The sequence below is a fragment of the Massilibacteroides sp. genome (assembly GCF_028705895.1).
GTDB lineage: Bacteria > Bacteroidota > Bacteroidia > Bacteroidales > Tannerellaceae > Massilibacteroides.
This window is the reverse complement of record NZ_JAQWCQ010000048.1, coordinates 1-17,362: the sequence shown is the minus strand read 5'-3', so window position 1 is coordinate 17,362 and position 17,362 is coordinate 1. Positions and strand designations below refer to the sequence as shown.

The following is a 17,362-nucleotide window of genomic DNA, read 5'->3' as shown; positions in this document are numbered from 1 at the left end:
TGCAGATTTGTTTTTGCTCATCTGTTTTGTAGTATATATATCAGATTGATTCTAAGTCGTTTACGCTTATGATTGGAATTAAATAGTAATTTTGGAAATTTTGAGGCGCTTCAACTTTCGTTTCCAGGCGCTTCAACTTTCAAAACCAGGCGCCTCAACATTCGTTTCCAAGCGCTTTTAAATTTTCTTATATCCTAATATTGACTTATCCTAAAAAAGGTTGACAGATTTGTTTTAATGGTCGTAGAGGAATAAGATGTGCTACGGGGTGTGAATATGAATGAATATTATGCTGTCGTTTCGAAAATTATGTTTTTTATCCTGTTGTATTGGATAAATAAATTATATTTGCAGTCTTGTATAATATTGTATATATGATGCTTTCAACACTAACTGCCATTTCTCCTGTAGATGGACGATACAGGAACAAAACTGCATGTTTAGCTGCTTATTTTTCTGAGTATGCGCTTATTAAATATAGGGTTCGGATTGAAATTGAATATTTCATTGTTCTTTCGAAATATATTCCTCAGCTTCGTAATGAAGGACTTGAGGGTGTGGAGAAGGAGTTGAGGGATATTTATTTGAATTTTTCGGAGGAGAATGCTTCCCGCATTAAGGAAATTGAAACTATTACAAATCATGATGTAAAAGCGGTTGAATACTTTATTAAGGAAGAATTTGATCGATTGGGTTTGGAGAAGTATAAAGAGTTTATTCATTTCGGACTTACTTCGCAGGATATTAATAATACATCTGTGCCTTTGTCTATTAAAGAGGCTTTAAATGAGGTGTATTATCCTAATTTAAGGAATGTAATCTCATTATTAAAAGCTTATGCTGAGGAGTGGAGCGATATTCCTATGTTAGCGAAGACTCACGGACAACCGGCTTCGCCTACCCGTTTAGGGAAGGAGGTTATGGTGTTTGTGTATCGGTTGGAACAACAGCTTGTGTTATTAGAAGCAGCTCCGGTCTCTGCGAAATTCGGAGGGGCGACCGGTAATTTTAATGCGCATCATGTGGCTTATCCGGAACAAGACTGGAAAGCTTTTGGTAATCATTTTGTGAATGATATTCTGGGATTGAAAAGGGAAGAATTCACGACTCAAATTTCGAATTACGATAATCTGGCTGCTGTTTTTGATGGGATGAGACGTATCAATACGGTTTTGCTTGATTTGTGTCGCGACTTTTGGCAATATATTTCCATGGAATATTTTAAACAAAAGATCAAAGAAGGGGAGGTAGGTTCTTCTGCGATGCCGCATAAAGTGAATCCGATTGATTTTGAAAATGCAGAAGGAAATTTAGGTATTGCAAATGCGATACTTGATCATTTGGCAACGAAATTGCCTATATCGCGCTTGCAGCGTGACTTAACGGACTCGACTGTTCTGAGAAATGTGGGTGTTCCATTTGCTCATATAGAAATTGCAATTGCCAGCTTAACAAAAGGGCTTGGTAAATTGTTATTAAATAAGACAGTATTATATAATGATTTGGACCAATCCTGGGCAGTTGTTGCCGAAGGGATACAAACCGTATTGAGAAGAGAAGGTTATCCAAAGCCATACGAAGCCTTAAAAGCTTTAACTCGCACAAATGAAGGAATAACAGAAAACTCGATAGCGAATTTTATTAACACATTAAATGTTAGCGATAAAGTAAAGGAAGAACTGAAGGCAATAACGCCTCATAATTATACAGGTATTTAGTGTGAAACATGTAGGTGACCGTGAGGTTGCTGAGTTAGTTAATTTATTTAATTTAGAAAAATGAGTACAGAAGAAAGAGATGAATCTCAACCGCGTCCTAGAAAAGTGATACCGAGTATCAGAAGGGAAAACACAGAATCAGAAGGTGATAGAAGACCTTACAACCAAGGGGGGTATGGAAGACAGGAAGGTAATAACTATGAACGTAGGCCCTACAACCAATCTCCAAGGGACGACCGAGGAGGATACAGATCCTCAAACTATGGTGATTATCAGAACAGACCTCGTCAGTATGACAATCGCGACGGAGGGTATAGCAGACCTCGTCAATATGACAACCGTGATGGGGGAGGATATAACAGACCTTCATATGGGAACAACTATGACAGATCTTACGGCGGAAACCAGTACAATAACCGTCAGGGAGGTGGATACGATAACAGGCCGGTAAGGGCTTATTCTTCAAATCCTTCCGGTGAGGGAGCTTCAGGGGATATTAAGAAAAGAAGACCAAGAGTGGGGGATGCCCGTACAAGTTCGTACGATAATCCTCAATATGGAAATCGTCCGTCCTATGGAAACAATAATCGCCAAGGTGGTTACGGAAATAATAGTTACGGAAATAATCGTCAGAGTGGTGGTTATAATAATAATCGCCAACAAGGTGGCTATGGTAATCGTCCTCCTCAAAGACGGACTGGTAATTATAACCCGAATGCTAAATACAATTTCCAGAAGCAATTAAAGTATAAGGAAGTATTGGCTGATCCGAATGAACCGATCCGTCTTAACAAGTTTCTTGCTAATGCAGGGGTCTGTTCTCGCCGTGAAGCCGACGAATTTATTCAGGCTGGTGTTGTGAAAGTAAATGACGTAGTCGTTACTGAATTAGGAACTAAGATTACCCGCCAGGATAAAGTGGAATTTCAAGATCGTCAGGTTCAGATCGAAAGCAAGGTTTATATTGTTTTGAATAAACCGAAAAACTGTGTGACGACATCAGATGATCCACAGGAGAGGCTAACTGTGATGGATTTGGTTAAAAACGCTTGTAAGGAGCGTATTTATCCTGTAGGCCGTTTAGACCGCAATACAACAGGGGTTCTTTTACTTACAAATGATGGTGATCTGGCATCTAAACTGACACATCCTTCTTTGAAGAAAAAGAAAATCTATCATGTTTGGTTAGACAAGAATGTTGCGATTGAGGATATGGAAAAAATCGCGAATGGAATCGAACTGGAAGATGGCGAGATTCATGCCGATGCTATCAGCTATGCAAACGAGATGGACAAAAGCCAGGTTGGTATAGAAATCCATTCGGGAAGAAACCGTATTGTTCGTCGTATTTTCGAATCATTAGGTTATCACGTCACTAAACTTGATCGGGTGTATTTCGCCGGTTTGACGAAAAAGAATTTAAGTCGCGGTAAATGGCGTTACCTGAACGAAAGAGAAGTAAACGCACTTAGAATGGGTGCTTTTGAATAAATAAGTTTTAGGTTAGCCGGTTCGTTTAAGCCGGCTAACTTATTTGAATTATAAGTTAAAACAAATCATGGAAACAATTACCAGAACAAAGATTGCAGACCTGCTGAAAAGCAAGTCCTTTGGAGAAAAAGTGAACGTAAAAGGTTGGGTTCGTACCCGCCGAGGTAGTAAAATGGTAAACTTTATCGCTCTGAATGACGGTTCTACAATAAATAATGTTCAAATCGTTGTTGATGTGGAAAAACTGGGTGAAGAGTTTCTAAAACCAATAACAACGGGTGCCTGTATCAGTGTTAATGGTGTTTTGGTGGAATCTCAGGGGAAAGATCAGAGTGCGGAAATTCAGGCTACTGAGATACAGATATATGGTACTGCAGATCCACAAACTTACCCATTGCAGAAGAAAGGACATTCTGTGGAGTTTCTGCGTGAGATAGCTCATCTACGTCCAAGAACGAATACATTTGGCGCTGTCTTCCGTATTCGTCACCATATGGCAATGGCTATTCATCGATTCTTCCATGACAGAGGATTCTTTTATTTCCATACTCCGATAATTACAGCCTCCGATTGTGAAGGTGCTGGCCAGATGTTTCAGGTAACAACAAAAAATCTGTATGACCTGAAGAAAGATGAAAACGGAAGTATTCTCTATGATGACGACTTCTTTGGTAAACAAACCAGTCTGACTGTTTCCGGTCAGCTTGAGGGAGAATTGGCAGCTATGGCGTTAGGTGCAATTTATACTTTTGGACCTACTTTCAGAGCGGAAAATTCAAATACTCCGCGACATTTAGCTGAGTTCTGGATGATTGAACCGGAAATTGCCTTTTATGAAATTGAAGAAAACATGCAACTTGCTGAAGATTTTATCAAATACTGTATTCAATGGGCGATAGATAATTGCATGGAAGATATTCAATTCCTGAATGGAGCCAGAAAGCATCTTTACAAAAATGAAGAAACAGACGATCTGATTGAACGTTTGAATTTTATTTTAGATAATAAATTTATTCGCCTGCCTTATACTGAAGGGGTTCGTATCCTTGAAGAAGCAGTTGCTAAAGGACATAAGTTTGAGTTTCCTATATTCTGGGGAGCTGATCTTGCCTCAGAGCATGAACGTTATTTAGTGGAAAAACATTTTAAATGTCCTGTGATTCTTACCGATTATCCGAAAGAGATTAAGTCTTTCTATATGAAACAGAACGAAGACGGCAAGACCGTTCGCGCAATGGATGTTTTATTCCCTAAGATTGGTGAAATAATTGGAGGTTCACAACGTGAAGAAGACTACGACAAATTGTATAAGAGAGCTGAAGAAATGGATATCCCGATGAAGGATATATGGTGGTATTTAGATACACGCCGTTTTGGAACAGCTCCGCACTCCGGATTTGGATTAGGCTTTGAACGTTTGTTGCTGTTCGTGACCGGTATGGCTAACATCCGGGATGTGATTCCATTCCCACGTACACCGAATAATGCGGAATTTTAAAAAGAGATAAGTTCTAATATGACGAGGGTGGTCAATTTTTGACCACCCTCGTTTGCGATATACCTATTATAATATTAACACTTATGTTTTGCCATCTTATATTCATTTACTTGTTTAAATCAAACTCAGTTTGTATTTTCATGGTCTATTGATACTAAATACTAATACACATGAACAGACTCGTTAAAACCGGAGCATTATTAACTCCTGCAATTCTTCTTACTGCTTGCTCCGCAAGTAAGGGTTCGGAGCCTAATCGTCCATTGAATATTGTTCACATAATGACGGATGATCATTCTTTTCAGACAATCAGTGCGTACGGACATCCTATTTCTCGCTTAGCTCCAACGCCGAATATTGACAGGCTTGCATCAGAAGGTGTCCTGTTTCGGAAGGCTTTTGTGGAAAATTCTTTATCTACGCCAAGCAGGGCATGCCTTATGACAGGTTTATATAGTCATCAAAACGGACAAAGACGACTCGGTAAAGGGATCGACACGACAAAAGTGTTCTTCTCTGAATTGTTACATGAGGCGGGTTACCAAACGGGGGTAGTCGGTAAATGGCATATGCAGTGTGAGCCTAAAGGGTTTGACTTTTATCATGTGTTATGGGATCAGGGAGAGTATTATAATCCCGAATTCAAGAGTCCGGAAAGCAATGGAAAGTACGTAAAAGAAGAAGGATATGCAACTACCCTTACGACTGATCACGCCCTGCGCTTTTTAGAAGAAAGAGATAAAGATAAACCTTTCTGCCTATTAGTACATCATAAAGCTCCGCATCGCAACTGGATGCCTGAGGGCAAATATCTTGATTTATATGAAGATGTGGAATTCCCGTATCCCGAAACGTTTTACGATGATTATGCAACGCGTGGAGAAGCCGCTCACAAACAAGAGATGCGTATTGATGATGATATGACTCTGGTGTACGATCTGAAAGTAGATGAACTAAAACAAACAGATGAATATAAGAACGAGTGGGGCAACAAGATGTGGAATTCAATATTAGCTCGTATGACTGACGAACAACGTGATGCGTGGATGGCCGCCTATACTCCCTCTAATGAAAAGTTCATCAAACAGAATCTGAAAGGCGACGACTTGCTGAGATGGAAATATCAACGCTATCTGAAAGACTATTTGCGCTGTATAAAAACGATTGATGATGAAGTCGGACGGCTGATTGATTATCTCGAAAAAGAAGGATTGATGGATAATACGATCATTGTCTATACCTCAGATCAAGGTTTCTATATGGGTGAACATGGGTGGTTTGATAAACGTTTCATGTATGAGGAGTCTCTGCGGACACCACTGATTATCCGTTACCCGAATGCGGAAAAAAGAGGAATTACCTGTGATGCTTTAGTTCAGAATATTGATTATGCCCCAACCTACCTGACCGCAGCTAATGTGCCTATCCCTGAATCAATGACAGGCCGAGCCTTGATTCCGCTGCAAAATGGAGAAAAACCCCAGAATTGGCGTGAAGATATCTATTATCATTATTATGACTATCCTGCAATTCATCAGGTACAACGACATGATGGTGTTCGGGACGATCGTTATAAATTAATCCACTTTTATGGTGAGAAAGGGGAGGCAAACAGTAATGAACTGTATGATCTTCAAAAAGATCCCAACGAGGTGAATAATATCTATGGACAGACGGAATATGCAGATGTGCAGGCCAGATTGCAGAAACGTCTTGATCAATATCGTTCTAACCTAAACGTTGACGAGTTCTAAGAATGAGAAACTCAAATAAAAAATCGAGAGATTCCGGTATGATAAACATACTTAAATCTCTCGATTCTATTTTTGTTCGGATTTGAGAACTTATTTCAATGCAGCTAATGCTTCTTTAATTCTTCTGATTGCCTCAATCAGATTTTCGTCTGAAGTAGCATAAGAAAAACGAATACATTCAGGAGCACCAAATGCTGCACCTCCTACGGTGGCTACATGACCTACTTCAAGCAAATACATAGCCAGATCAGCCCCGTCTGCGATCACTCGATCGCCTGCTTTCTTTCCATAATAAGAACTTACTTCAGGGAAAAGATAGAAAGCCCCTTCGGGAACATTTACCTTTATACCGGGAATTTCCTTACTTAGCTTGACAACCAAGTCACGACGACGAAGAAAGGCCTTACGCATGTCTTCTACGCATGTCTGATCTCCGCTAAATGCTGCAACAGCTGCTTTCTGAGCGACGGAATTAGGACCTGACGTATATTGACCTTGTAGTTTATTGCAGGCCTTCGCAATCCATAATGGAGCAGCTATAAAACCAATACGCCATCCCGTCATTGCATACGCTTTGGAAACCCCGTTTACCACGACAACACGGTCTTTTATTTCGTCAAACTGCGCTATGCTTTCGTGCTTTCCTACATAATTAATATGCTCATAGATCTCATCTGCAATAACAATAATATTGGGATATTTGGCAATCACGTCAGCCAAAGCCTTTAATTCTTCCTTGCTATATACACTTCCGGTAGGGTTGGAGGGAGAGCAAAGAATCAGCGCTTTTGTTTTAGGTGTAATTACCGACTCTAATTGAGCCGCAGTAATCTTGAAATCCTGTTCGATACCTGCTGATACGACAACATTTGTTCCCTCTGCAAGTTTTACCATTTCAACATAACTAACCCAATACGGTGCCGGAACGATTACCTCGTCACCTGCTCCAATAATACTAAGCAGAACGTTGCATACAGATTGTTTTGCTCCATTAGAAACAACAATCTGGTCAGCAGTAAAGTCTAAATTATTATCACGTTTCAGCTTATCAACAATTGACTTTCGTAAATCCGGATAACCAGGAACCGGAGAATAGAAAGAAAAGTTTGCATCAATAGCCTTCTTTGCCGCTTCCTTAATGTGATCTGGGGTGAAAAAGTCCGGTTCACCTACACTTAAATTGATTACGTCGATACCTTGAGCTTTTAGCTCATTGCTTTTTTGAGACATCGCCAGAGTTTCCGATGGCGACAAACTTGCTAAACGTTCTGAAACTTGTGTCATGTCGTTTCTTTTGTGTGGATTGTTTTTAATTTGTCGATACAAAATTAATCAAACAGGGTTATTTTAAAAACATTTTGTTCATTATTTAATATTGTGAAGAATGTGTCCCATGCGTTCTTTCTTTGTTTTCATATAAAAAGCATTATACTTGTTAGGCGTAACTTCAAGCGGGATATTTTCAACAACGGTAAGTCCGTAGGCTTCAAGCCCGACACGTTTTATGGGATTGTTAGTCATCAGGCGCATTTTTGTTACTCCAATATAACGCAGTATCTGAGCACCGACTCCGTAATCACGTTCATCAGCATTGTGTCCTAAGTGAAGATTTGCATCAACTGTATCAAGGCCTTCTTCCTGTAATTTATAGGCTTTCATTTTCTCCATTAACCCGATACCGCGACCTTCCTGATTCAGATATACAATGACACCCTTGCCTTCTTTTTCGATCAAACTCATGGCCTTATGTAATTGTTCGCCGCATTCACATCTCATCGAACCAAAAATATCACCTGTAGCACAAGATGAATGAACGCGTACAAGTACAGGGTCGTCTTTTTTTATTTCTCCTTTTATAAGTGCGATATGTTCTAATCCATTACTCTTTTGTTTAAAAGGAATTAAACGGAAATGCCCGTACTGAGTAGGCATGTCAACTTCCACTCCTTTTTCAACTATCGATTCGTTTTTAAGTCGGTAAGCAATCAAATCTTTAATACAGATGATTTTAATACCATGTTTTTTAGAAACTTCCATTAATTGGGGAAGTCGTGCCATGGTTCCGTCTTCATTTATAATTTCTATTAAAGCACCAGCAGGATACAGTCCGGCCAGACGTGCCATATCTACGGTAGCTTCTGTATGTCCACATCTGCGAAGTACACCTTTTGAACGCGCACGAAGCGGATTAACATGTCCCGGTCTTCCCAAATCACTTGGTTTAGTATTCGGATCAGCCAAAGCCAGAATCGTTTGTGCCCGGTCATACATTGATACGCCGGTAGTACATCCACCCCCAAGCTTGTCAACTGTTACCGTAAAAGGAGTTTCCAGAACAGATGTATTTTTACTTACCTGCATTTCCAGTTCAAGTTCCTGACATCTTTCTTCTGTAATTGGAGCACAGAGAACCCCTCTTCCGTATTTCAGCATAAAATTAACTTTCTCCGGAGTAATCTTTTCAGCAGCAATAATAAAGTCGCCTTCATTTTCACGATCTTCATCATCAACAACAATAAGAAATTTTCCCTGGCGAAAGTCCTCTATCGCTTCTTCTACAGTATTTAATTTATAATCACTCATAATAATTATGGTATTGTTTATTTTTTCTTTCAACAAAATTAGGAAATAAAGTTTATCCCGATAAACCTCAACTTACTCGGTCGGTGAAATAATCTTTGTTGCCATTTCATTCAATTCAGAACTAACCCGCTTTGTAACTTGTATGTCGTGTAATAAGAGTTTGCGTTGATACAATGCTCCTAAATAAAGAGGAATGCCTAAAGGAATGAATATACCTAAAGCTATACTGATTTTTGAAAATTTATTTGATGCTAATAAGGTGTATCCACTAATAAACGGATAATCCATTAGCTTGTTAAGTACGAGATTATGTTTAGAGTTTCCTAATTCTTCAACAATCGATTCCATCTTTTCCGATAATTCCGGAATGCGTTGATCTTTCCCGAATCGTTGCCAGTACGCAATGTAATTAATACGCTTCTTATTCTGCTCCAGATACGTCTTGCACAGATCTTCCAGTTCGGACAGTTTACCTATCACCGATGGGTAATCAGGATCAAAGATAATAACCTCTTTCTTTTCCACTTTGCGCGTAGCGCGCTTCCCAAACAAGTTTTTTATTGCATTCAGATAAGTGTCTGCATTTAATATAACAGAATCGTTTACTGCTTTATAGGTAAGGAAAATACCCATTGGTGCTAACACGAAAGAGCTTAACCACATTCCTTCCCAAGCCGGCCAAACGCCATCTCTCGCCATTTTTAATCCAATATTGTTTATCATATAGTAAAAGATGAAAAAGAATACGGAAACTACTACCGGTGTTCCTAATCCTCCTTTACGGATAATTGCACCGATCGGTGCACCGATAAAAAAGAACACAAGACAAGAAAAGGAGAGTGTGAACTTTGAGTGCCACTCTGTGATATGACGGCGTAAATTATACGCCTCATCTGCAATATTAAATGATTTAAAATAATATTCGGCTTTAATATTATCTATAGCCGATTTTACACGCCCCAGTATAGCCGCTTTACTACTTGGCGCTTCTGCCTGATATAAACTATCAATATTGATGGTCGGCATATCTTTTGGAATGATAACCTCGGTCAGTGTTGACACTTGACTGGAATCATTGTTGCTTTCTGTGGGCACATGAGGTACTAAAATCTTTCTGTATGACTGATCGATTACAGCCTTTGCATTTAAATCACTTATGCTGTCCAATCGAACACTCATAGAATCAATCGATAATTGAAGATTCTTCAGATTTTTCCCCATGAAGCGATTCTGAAGAAAAGATTCGTCCGTACGAACGAAATTTGCATCAAACTCAATGAGAAGCTCTTTTTCAGAGAAAGATTCACGTTTGTAAGGTACATTCTGGTCTCTTTTGTCTGAACCCGGCATATTTTGAAAAGACTCACCACTATATAATGTAAGAACAAGAAATAATTTATCCGCAGACGTTTTTAGTCGCCCGGAATCGGCAAGCGTTACGTCTATTCGTTCAAAACCTTCGGAGTAATTATAGATCATGATATCCTTGAGCAGGCCGGTCTTGTCTTTTTCTCTGACATATACGTTGAAACCAGGTATCTCCTTGGTGAAAACCCCTTCCGAGATATTTAATTCCGGAGATTTCTGTCGCATGGAATAGAGTAACGAATAAAGCTTTACCTGCGCGACCGGCATCACATTATTCTGGAAGAAAAATGCACCGACACTGACAAAAGAGATAAGTATAATCAGAGGACGCATAATGCGTAACAAAGATACCCCTGCAGATTTCATAGCCAGGAGCTCAAGTCGCTCCCCTAAATTGCCGAAAGTCATTAACGAGGCGAGCAAGATAGAAAGAGGCAGAGCCATTGGAACGGAGAAGAGGGCGGCATAGAAAAGCATTTCTCCCAGCACAATCATTTCAAACCCTTTCCCTACCATATCATCGATGTATCTCCAGATAAACTGCATCAACACGATAAACAAACAAATCCCGAAGGTCATAATGAACAACGGAAGAAATGTTTGCAGCATGAAGGTATATAGTCGTTTTATCCTAAACATTAGCTGTCTGATTGAAGAAGCAAAGGTAATCCAAAAAACATTAAGACAGTCATCGTATTTTGTGAAACAACTCTAAATACCCAATGTGCGTTTGAGCTCTTCAATCTGTGTGTCCCAAAGATCTATGGCATCTTCTTTCTCGTCGGGGTCAGCAAAGTCAGTAATTTCCAGGGCGGTAGAACCTGTAAGCTCAATTGTATGAATAATAAATTCAAAATACACAGGCGCTTCTTCATCAATCCATTTATACCGAATACTTATTTCCGGTTTCTTTGAAATAACTTCTGCTTTTTGTTCTTCCTTATCCCATTTAAATACATAACAGTCTCCATTAATTGTTACATCATCCGAAAACCAGGAAGAAAGTCCCGGAGGAGTGGTTAAATGATTCCACAAACTTTTTCTTGAGACCTTATCAAAAACATATTCGATATGAAACTTCTCTTTACTCATCACTCAAGGTGTTATCTAATGTGCAGCAAGTTACGTAAAAGAAATCAAACAGACGAAAATATTCACATAAAAACAACTCTGACTAAGCCACTTAGTTTGTAGTTGGCTTTAAAACAATGTATTTTTCAGATTGAATAGTTGCATAGTATAAAAATAACATCTACTTTTGCAGCGTCATTTTAGAAAAAGATGAACATGGCGAGATAGCTCAGTTGGTTAGAGCGCATGATTCATAATCATGAGGTCGGGGGATCATGCCCCCCTCTCGCTACGAAAAGCATTTATGGTATTCCATGAGTGCTTTTTTTGTGTCCAATTTTTGTAGTGGAGATTACGCTGAGCAGAGGCTTCCAACAAAATCAATCCCGTTCATGTTATTGATTTACAATACATTAAAGTCAATCGAATAGTTTTGATTTTTTGTGTTTTATTTTGACAAATAGATATTTTTTTCGTCCTTTTACTTACGCGTAAAAAAATGTCCATCCTTGTTTTTTGATTTATGGCATCGTTTTAGACCAATAAATATTGTATTTAGACTAAAAATAGCCCGTTTTTACCGAAAATATAAAGGTTATTTTCTGAAAAATATCCTTTATATTCAAAAAAAGAATAGAATCTTTTTCCAAAAAGAATAGGGAGATTTTATCCATTGTCTTTTTTTGTTCAATTTTGACAATTCAAAAAAAACGGGCATGCCGTATCGTGCGTTTTAAGTGTGTTTTTTCGGTGTTTGTTTTTCAGGTACATACATTGTCATTTTATTTAATAAAGCGCGTTAAAACAACGCTGTTGAAGCCGATGACGATTTGTCTGAAAATGACAAATTTTGCTATTATATTGTTTTTTATTTCACTTTTATATTTTCGGGGCTGTTTTATCGTTGATTTTCAATGCCTAAAAAATGGGCTATTTTTAGGTAATCAAACCTTGTTTTATCCACTATAAATTGTTTTTTTTGTTCTGATATCATATACTTATATAAAACCGACTGAAGATGATAAGAAGATTTGTTGTATTGTTAACCTTTGCTTTTGCGTGTATATTGGCAATTGCACAGGATAGGGTAGTGGTGAAGGATTCCGAGAAAACATTAGATACCCAATGGAATGGTAAACATGTGGCCTACTTAGGGGATTCAATGACGGACCCGAACACATCTGTTACTACATATTGGTATTGGCAGTATTTAAAAGAGCTTTTAAATATTGATTATTCCGTTTATGCGGTAAGTGGTTACCAATGGAGCGATATTTACCGTATGGCTGAAAAAGTCTATGCCGAGAAGAAAGATTCTATTCACGCTGTTTTTATTTGGGCTGGCACAAATGATTACAACAACAATTTACCGATTGGTGATTTTTTTACAGAAGAGATAAAGCAAACGAATCATAACGGTAAGTTTGTAAACCGGAAGCACCGTACATTTATTCTTTCTGACAGCACGTTCTGTGGCCGGATAAATAAGGTCTTGTCTTTTCTGAAAGAGCATTATCCTACAAAACAAATTGTTATTCTTACGCCAATTCATCGTGGGTATGCTAAGTTCGGTGCGCAGAACATACAACCGTCCGAAGATTTTGCTAACGGACAGGGGCTTTATCTGGATGCCTATATAGATGCTCTGAAGAAGGCCGGTTCTTATTGGTCGGTTCCGGTAATTGATCTGTATTCAATAAGCGGTTTGTATCCTGTGGCGGATTCATTTACTCCTTATTTTACGAACGAAAAAACTGATCGTCTCCATCCAAATGCAAAGGGGCACTATCGGTTAGCAAAAACAATTCAGTATCAGTTGTTAACTCTTCCTTCCGAATACTGATTTATAAGATAGAATTCAAAAAAAGGTCGGGAACAATAGTGATTTCCCGACCTTTGGTAATAATTTAAAAATTATTATTGAATAGAATTTAGCAAGTCAACTTTACCTTCATTTACTAATTTGAGAATTAGCTCTCCGAACAATGTGTTCTGCCATGCAAACCAGGCACGTGTAAAGTTCTTTGGATCATCCTTGTGGAATGATTCGTGAATAAAGCCTGTCTCTGCGTCAGTTGCGAGAATCATCCGGATACATTCTTTGATCTCCTGATCATTCTGAGATGTAAAAGCTTTCATCATGATACTCATTGGCCATACCATATCATAACCAATATGCGGGCCACCGATACCTTCACCGGCTTTTCCTTTAAAGAAATAAGGGTTGCTTTCGCTCCAGACGAACTTGCGGGTATTCTGATAGATAGGATTATTAACCTTCACATCACCTAAGTAAGCCAAAGAAAGTAAACTGGGTGCGTTTGAATCATCCATCAGGTATTGGTTTCCAAAACCATCTACTTCGAATGCGTAAATCTTTCCGTATTTCGGGTGATTGTTTATGGCATATTTCTGAAGTGCAGTCTCAACCTCGTCGGCCAAAGTAGTGCATTCCTGAGCTAAGTCATCGCGTTTTGAGACAATAGTCAGTATTTCTGCAGCTTTACGCAAAGAACTAACGGCAAAGAAATTTGATGGGACTAAGAAAAGAAACGTCGTTGCATCGTCTGAAGGACGAAAAGCTGAGGCAATCAGCCCAACAGGGTTAACGGGGTTTCCTTTTCCTTCGTTGTTCATCGTGTCCAACTGACGTTCCGTTTTACGTTGGAACTGATATGGACCAGGTCCATCTTTGCGTTGTTGCTCTCTGAATGTTTTCAGAATATTCTGGATTGCGCCCAACCATTCTTCATCAAAAATACTGGCATCGCCTGTTGTCTTCCAGTAATGATACGCTAAACGAAGTGGGTAACATAAGGAGTCGATTTCCCATTTACGTTCGTGCAACTCCGGTTTCATCGCAGTATTATCAGACATCCATTGATGATCCGGATTAGGATCGTGCGGGTCTAAAAAAGCATTGGCGTAAGGATCCAGAATAATACATTTGAACTGACGGCGGATAACACCAGCCAGCATTGCTTTTAGCTCCGGATCTTTGTTTGCTAATTGTACATACGGCCAAACCTGAGCTCCGGAGTCGCGAAGCCACATGGCATGGATGTCACCGGTATAAACAACCGTGTCGTCTTTCCCGTCTGTTTTGCGATAACGAACAGTCGTGTCGAGCGTGTTCGGAAAACAGTTTTCAAACATCCAAGCCAGCTTCGCATTTTTCAACATCTTTGTCACTCTCAGGATTTCCTGTTCCACAGCCTTTGATGTGAATAGTCTGTCAGCTTTTGCCGGACGATTCGTTTTCGTATAGATAGAACCATTTTCTATACGCGTATTGTCTGCGGATAGTGATAAAAACTCTGTTGAGGCAAATGCCTCATTCCCTGATAATAGCATGAGAGCTACAGTAGAATAACCTAAAATCTGAACTTTTCGCCTTTTATTCATATCAAAAATCATTATTATAAAAATGCCAGTCTGGCATACATTTCTACCATTGCCGCCTGTGTGAGCAGCCATTTCTTATCATCCTTTTTCTGTCCTGTCCAATCGGTATTGAATAAACCATTGTTTTCACGCATTGCGCTCCATGCCTGATCTAAACTTCTATTAAATTGCTCCAGATAAGCCCGGTTGTTGTCTATAGTATATAATTCTACAAATCCTCTTAACATAACAGCCGTAAACCAAATATCTCCATTTTTAATCAAACGAAAATCTTCCTGATTCTCGTCTTTAAAATCAACAAAGAAGTAAGACGAACAACTCTTTGCTATTGCTTGTGCATCGTTTAAGTATTCTTTGTTTTTAGTTAGTTTGTATAGGAGGGAGGCTGCTTGCAACATTTGTCCGCTATTGTAGGCATATTTGGTCTTCTCTACTGACCCATCTAACCGAATATTGTCAAAGAAAAGATAATCTTCAGTATCCTGAAGGTGGGCTTTTGTCCAGTTATACAACTCCAGTCCCTGATGAAAATAGCTGCTGTCTTCAGTCGCCATAAAAAGTTTAAGTGCGTAAACAGATCCGGGAGCGTTGGAGCAGGTATTTTTAGAACCTTTTTTCTGTTCACACCAATAAATTCCTCCTCCCAGCTTATCATCTGTACCACTTTGAATAAATTTCCAGATTAATTCAGCTTTGTCTAAGTATTTCTTTTCGTTAGTGAGCATATAAGTATCTGTAAAGTCAATGCCCAACCAGATATTATCATCGTAGAAACGATCAGAAGCCTTTGCATTGCTAATATAAGAACTATAGGCTGCCGGCTCTCTTTTTGTGTCAAAATACTCTTCTAATCCCGTAAGAACTTTGTCGTCTAATATCCTTTTATACTCCGCATCTTTTGTCGTTTCAAATAATATATTCACTGCTGAAAAAGTACCGGAGAAAGGCCATAGATAAGAGTATTGATTGGGTAGATCTGCTTGTTCCTCTGACGCTAAATAAGTTGCTTTATGCTGATCGTCAAAAGGATATGTTTCCCTCAATAAGGAAGTACCTTCTACTCCATAATGATGATATAAAGAGTCAAGAGTTTGAGCTGCTCTTTCAAGATTCTTATTCTCTGCATAATCTTTTCCGTTGTCAGAGCTTTTGCTCTGACAACTGGATAAGACTGTGATACAAAGTATAATAGATATACAATTTTTTATCATTACTAAAAATTATTTTAATGCGTTCTCGTATGCTGCTCTCATTTCAATTGTCATACAAGCACTGGCCTGAGCTGTCAATTGAGTCTCTCCCGCAGGAATTTCATTCCAGGAAGGGCCGAACAAAAGCACTTGCGGATAACATCCTTCTAACCACAATGTTTCTGTATTCTTTTTAAACGCCGTCAAATAAAGAGTATGGTATGCACCACTTAATTCTTTATCTTTTACTAACGGCAGATAATACCGCACAAAGATACCTTTAAATAGTGCATTATCTCCACTTCCTTCATTCCTAAGAATGCCACTGTTGGTGTCAATCAGTTTTGAAATAGTATAAGAAGCTACTTTACGTGCGACATTAAGATACGCGCCATCATTCGTTATATTATAAAGTTCGATGGCAGTTCCCATAAACGTGCCCTGATTATAGGTTAATACAACCGTATTGATCAAATCAGTCTGGCCGTTAATATTATCATAAACTGCACCTGTTGATGGTTCGTACAGAGTGTTTTTCTGCCATTCAAATATTTTGATAGCCCATTCTTTATATGTGTCCTCTTTCGTTACCTGATACAATTTAGCAGCAAGCAGACTCGCAGGACCATTAGAACAAGCATTTTTACTATATAACTCATCCTTATTCCAGGCTACACCTCCGCCGGCATATTCATCATTCCAGCCATTACTAATATCTGTCCACAATTCCTTCGCCGTATTCAGATATTTTTCCTCTTTTGTGTTATTGTACATGCGAACTAACGTTAATCCTATCCATTCCATATCATCATAGAACTTATTATAATAGGTATTCCCGTTATATTCTTTGATGCCACTGTACCATTTATCAAAATAGGCTTTGTATTTTTCATCGCCGCTACGTTCGTAAGCATCAACGACAACATCCATTGCATGTGCATTCGGCCAATACTGGAAACCTGTATCCGATTCGTTGCTACCATAATTGAAATAGCCGGCTTCGTTCCAGAAATTCGAGATCAATGAATTTGTAGCCTCATTGGCAGCTGTATTCCAATCTATCTCTACTGTCTCTGTTCCCGGATCATAAGGATAGTCTTCATCGCAAGAGAAGAAAAGGAGCAATAGAGGTAATATAAAAAGCTTTTTCATTTGTTTTTTTCCATTTAAAATCCAAGCAACTCCTGGATTATTGTTATTAATTAACTTTCATATTCTATCTTTATACCAGGGCGTTAAGAGGAAACAGGCTCTGCTGGGGAGCAACCTGTCAGCAATAAACAC

12 protein-coding genes and 1 tRNA gene are annotated in these 17,362 nt (G+C 38.9%); 6 read left to right on the top strand and 7 right to left on the bottom strand.

Features of this window, described 5'->3' with window-relative positions; genetic code table 11:
- The first annotated feature begins 374 nt into the window (after positions 1-374).
- The 4 genes from purB to PHT93_RS11660 all read left to right on the top strand — a co-directional run bounded on the left by purB (position 375) and on the right by PHT93_RS11660 (position 6,461).
- Entirely contained in the window at positions 375-1,718 is a 1,344-nt protein-coding gene (gene purB, locus PHT93_RS11675) for an adenylosuccinate lyase (RefSeq protein WP_300243114.1), read from the top strand.
- Between the two features lie 60 nt (positions 1,719-1,778).
- Positions 1,779-3,209, top strand: a complete 1,431-nt coding sequence (locus tag PHT93_RS11670) for a pseudouridine synthase (RefSeq protein WP_300243112.1) — start codon at positions 1,779-1,781, stop codon at positions 3,207-3,209.
- Positions 3,210-3,276: 67 nt separating this feature from the next.
- On the top strand, positions 3,277-4,707 hold the full coding sequence (asnS, locus tag PHT93_RS11665; protein WP_300243110.1) for an asparagine--tRNA ligase: 1,431 nt from the start codon (positions 3,277-3,279) through the stop codon (positions 4,705-4,707).
- A 170-nt stretch (positions 4,708-4,877) separates the two neighbouring features.
- The gene (locus PHT93_RS11660) at positions 4,878-6,461 is read left to right on the top strand and encodes a sulfatase (RefSeq protein ID WP_300243108.1); all 1,584 of its coding nucleotides are present in this window, start codon (positions 4,878-4,880) and stop codon (positions 6,459-6,461) included.
- A 90-nt stretch (positions 6,462-6,551) separates the two neighbouring features.
- On the opposite strand, the gene PHT93_RS11655 is transcribed toward PHT93_RS11660, so the two are convergent.
- The 4 genes from PHT93_RS11655 to PHT93_RS11640 form a co-directional block, all read right to left on the bottom strand.
- Complete coding sequence (locus PHT93_RS11655; protein ID WP_300243105.1) at positions 6,552-7,745, bottom strand: pyridoxal phosphate-dependent aminotransferase; 1,194 nt, start codon at positions 7,743-7,745, stop codon at positions 6,552-6,554.
- An 81-nt stretch (positions 7,746-7,826) separates the two neighbouring features.
- Complete coding sequence (locus PHT93_RS11650; RefSeq protein ID WP_300243102.1) at positions 7,827-9,044, bottom strand: bifunctional 3,4-dihydroxy-2-butanone-4-phosphate synthase/GTP cyclohydrolase II; 1,218 nt, start codon at positions 9,042-9,044, stop codon at positions 7,827-7,829.
- Between the two features lie 72 nt (positions 9,045-9,116).
- Complete coding sequence (locus tag PHT93_RS11645) at positions 9,117-11,051, bottom strand: LptF/LptG family permease (RefSeq protein ID WP_300243100.1); 1,935 nt, start codon at positions 11,049-11,051, stop codon at positions 9,117-9,119.
- Positions 11,052-11,123: 72 nt separating this feature from the next.
- Positions 11,124-11,504, bottom strand: a complete 381-nt coding sequence (locus tag PHT93_RS11640) for an START-like domain-containing protein (RefSeq protein WP_300243097.1) — start codon at positions 11,502-11,504, stop codon at positions 11,124-11,126.
- Between the two features lie 197 nt (positions 11,505-11,701).
- Here PHT93_RS11640 and PHT93_RS11635 point away from each other — a divergent pair.
- Positions 11,702-11,775 (top strand) — tRNA-Met (locus PHT93_RS11635).
- A 726-nt stretch (positions 11,776-12,501) separates the two neighbouring features.
- Positions 12,502-13,326, top strand: coding sequence for an SGNH/GDSL hydrolase family protein (locus tag PHT93_RS11630; protein WP_300243095.1), 825 nt, complete (start codon positions 12,502-12,504; stop codon positions 13,324-13,326).
- Positions 13,327-13,400: 74 nt separating this feature from the next.
- Here the strand turns inward: PHT93_RS11630 and PHT93_RS11625 are convergent, their stop codons facing one another.
- The 3 genes from PHT93_RS11625 to PHT93_RS11615 form a co-directional block, all read right to left on the bottom strand.
- Positions 13,401-14,837, bottom strand: coding sequence for a glycoside hydrolase family 125 protein (locus tag PHT93_RS11625; protein ID WP_300243144.1), 1,437 nt, complete (start codon positions 14,835-14,837; stop codon positions 13,401-13,403).
- A 65-nt stretch (positions 14,838-14,902) separates the two neighbouring features.
- On the bottom strand, positions 14,903-16,099 hold the full coding sequence (locus PHT93_RS11620; RefSeq protein ID WP_300243091.1) for a glycoside hydrolase family 76 protein: 1,197 nt from the start codon (positions 16,097-16,099) through the stop codon (positions 14,903-14,905).
- Between the two features lie 9 nt (positions 16,100-16,108).
- On the bottom strand, positions 16,109-17,230 hold the full coding sequence (locus PHT93_RS11615) for a glycoside hydrolase family 76 protein (protein ID WP_300243088.1): 1,122 nt from the start codon (positions 17,228-17,230) through the stop codon (positions 16,109-16,111).
- Positions 17,231-17,362 lie beyond the last annotated feature (132 nt).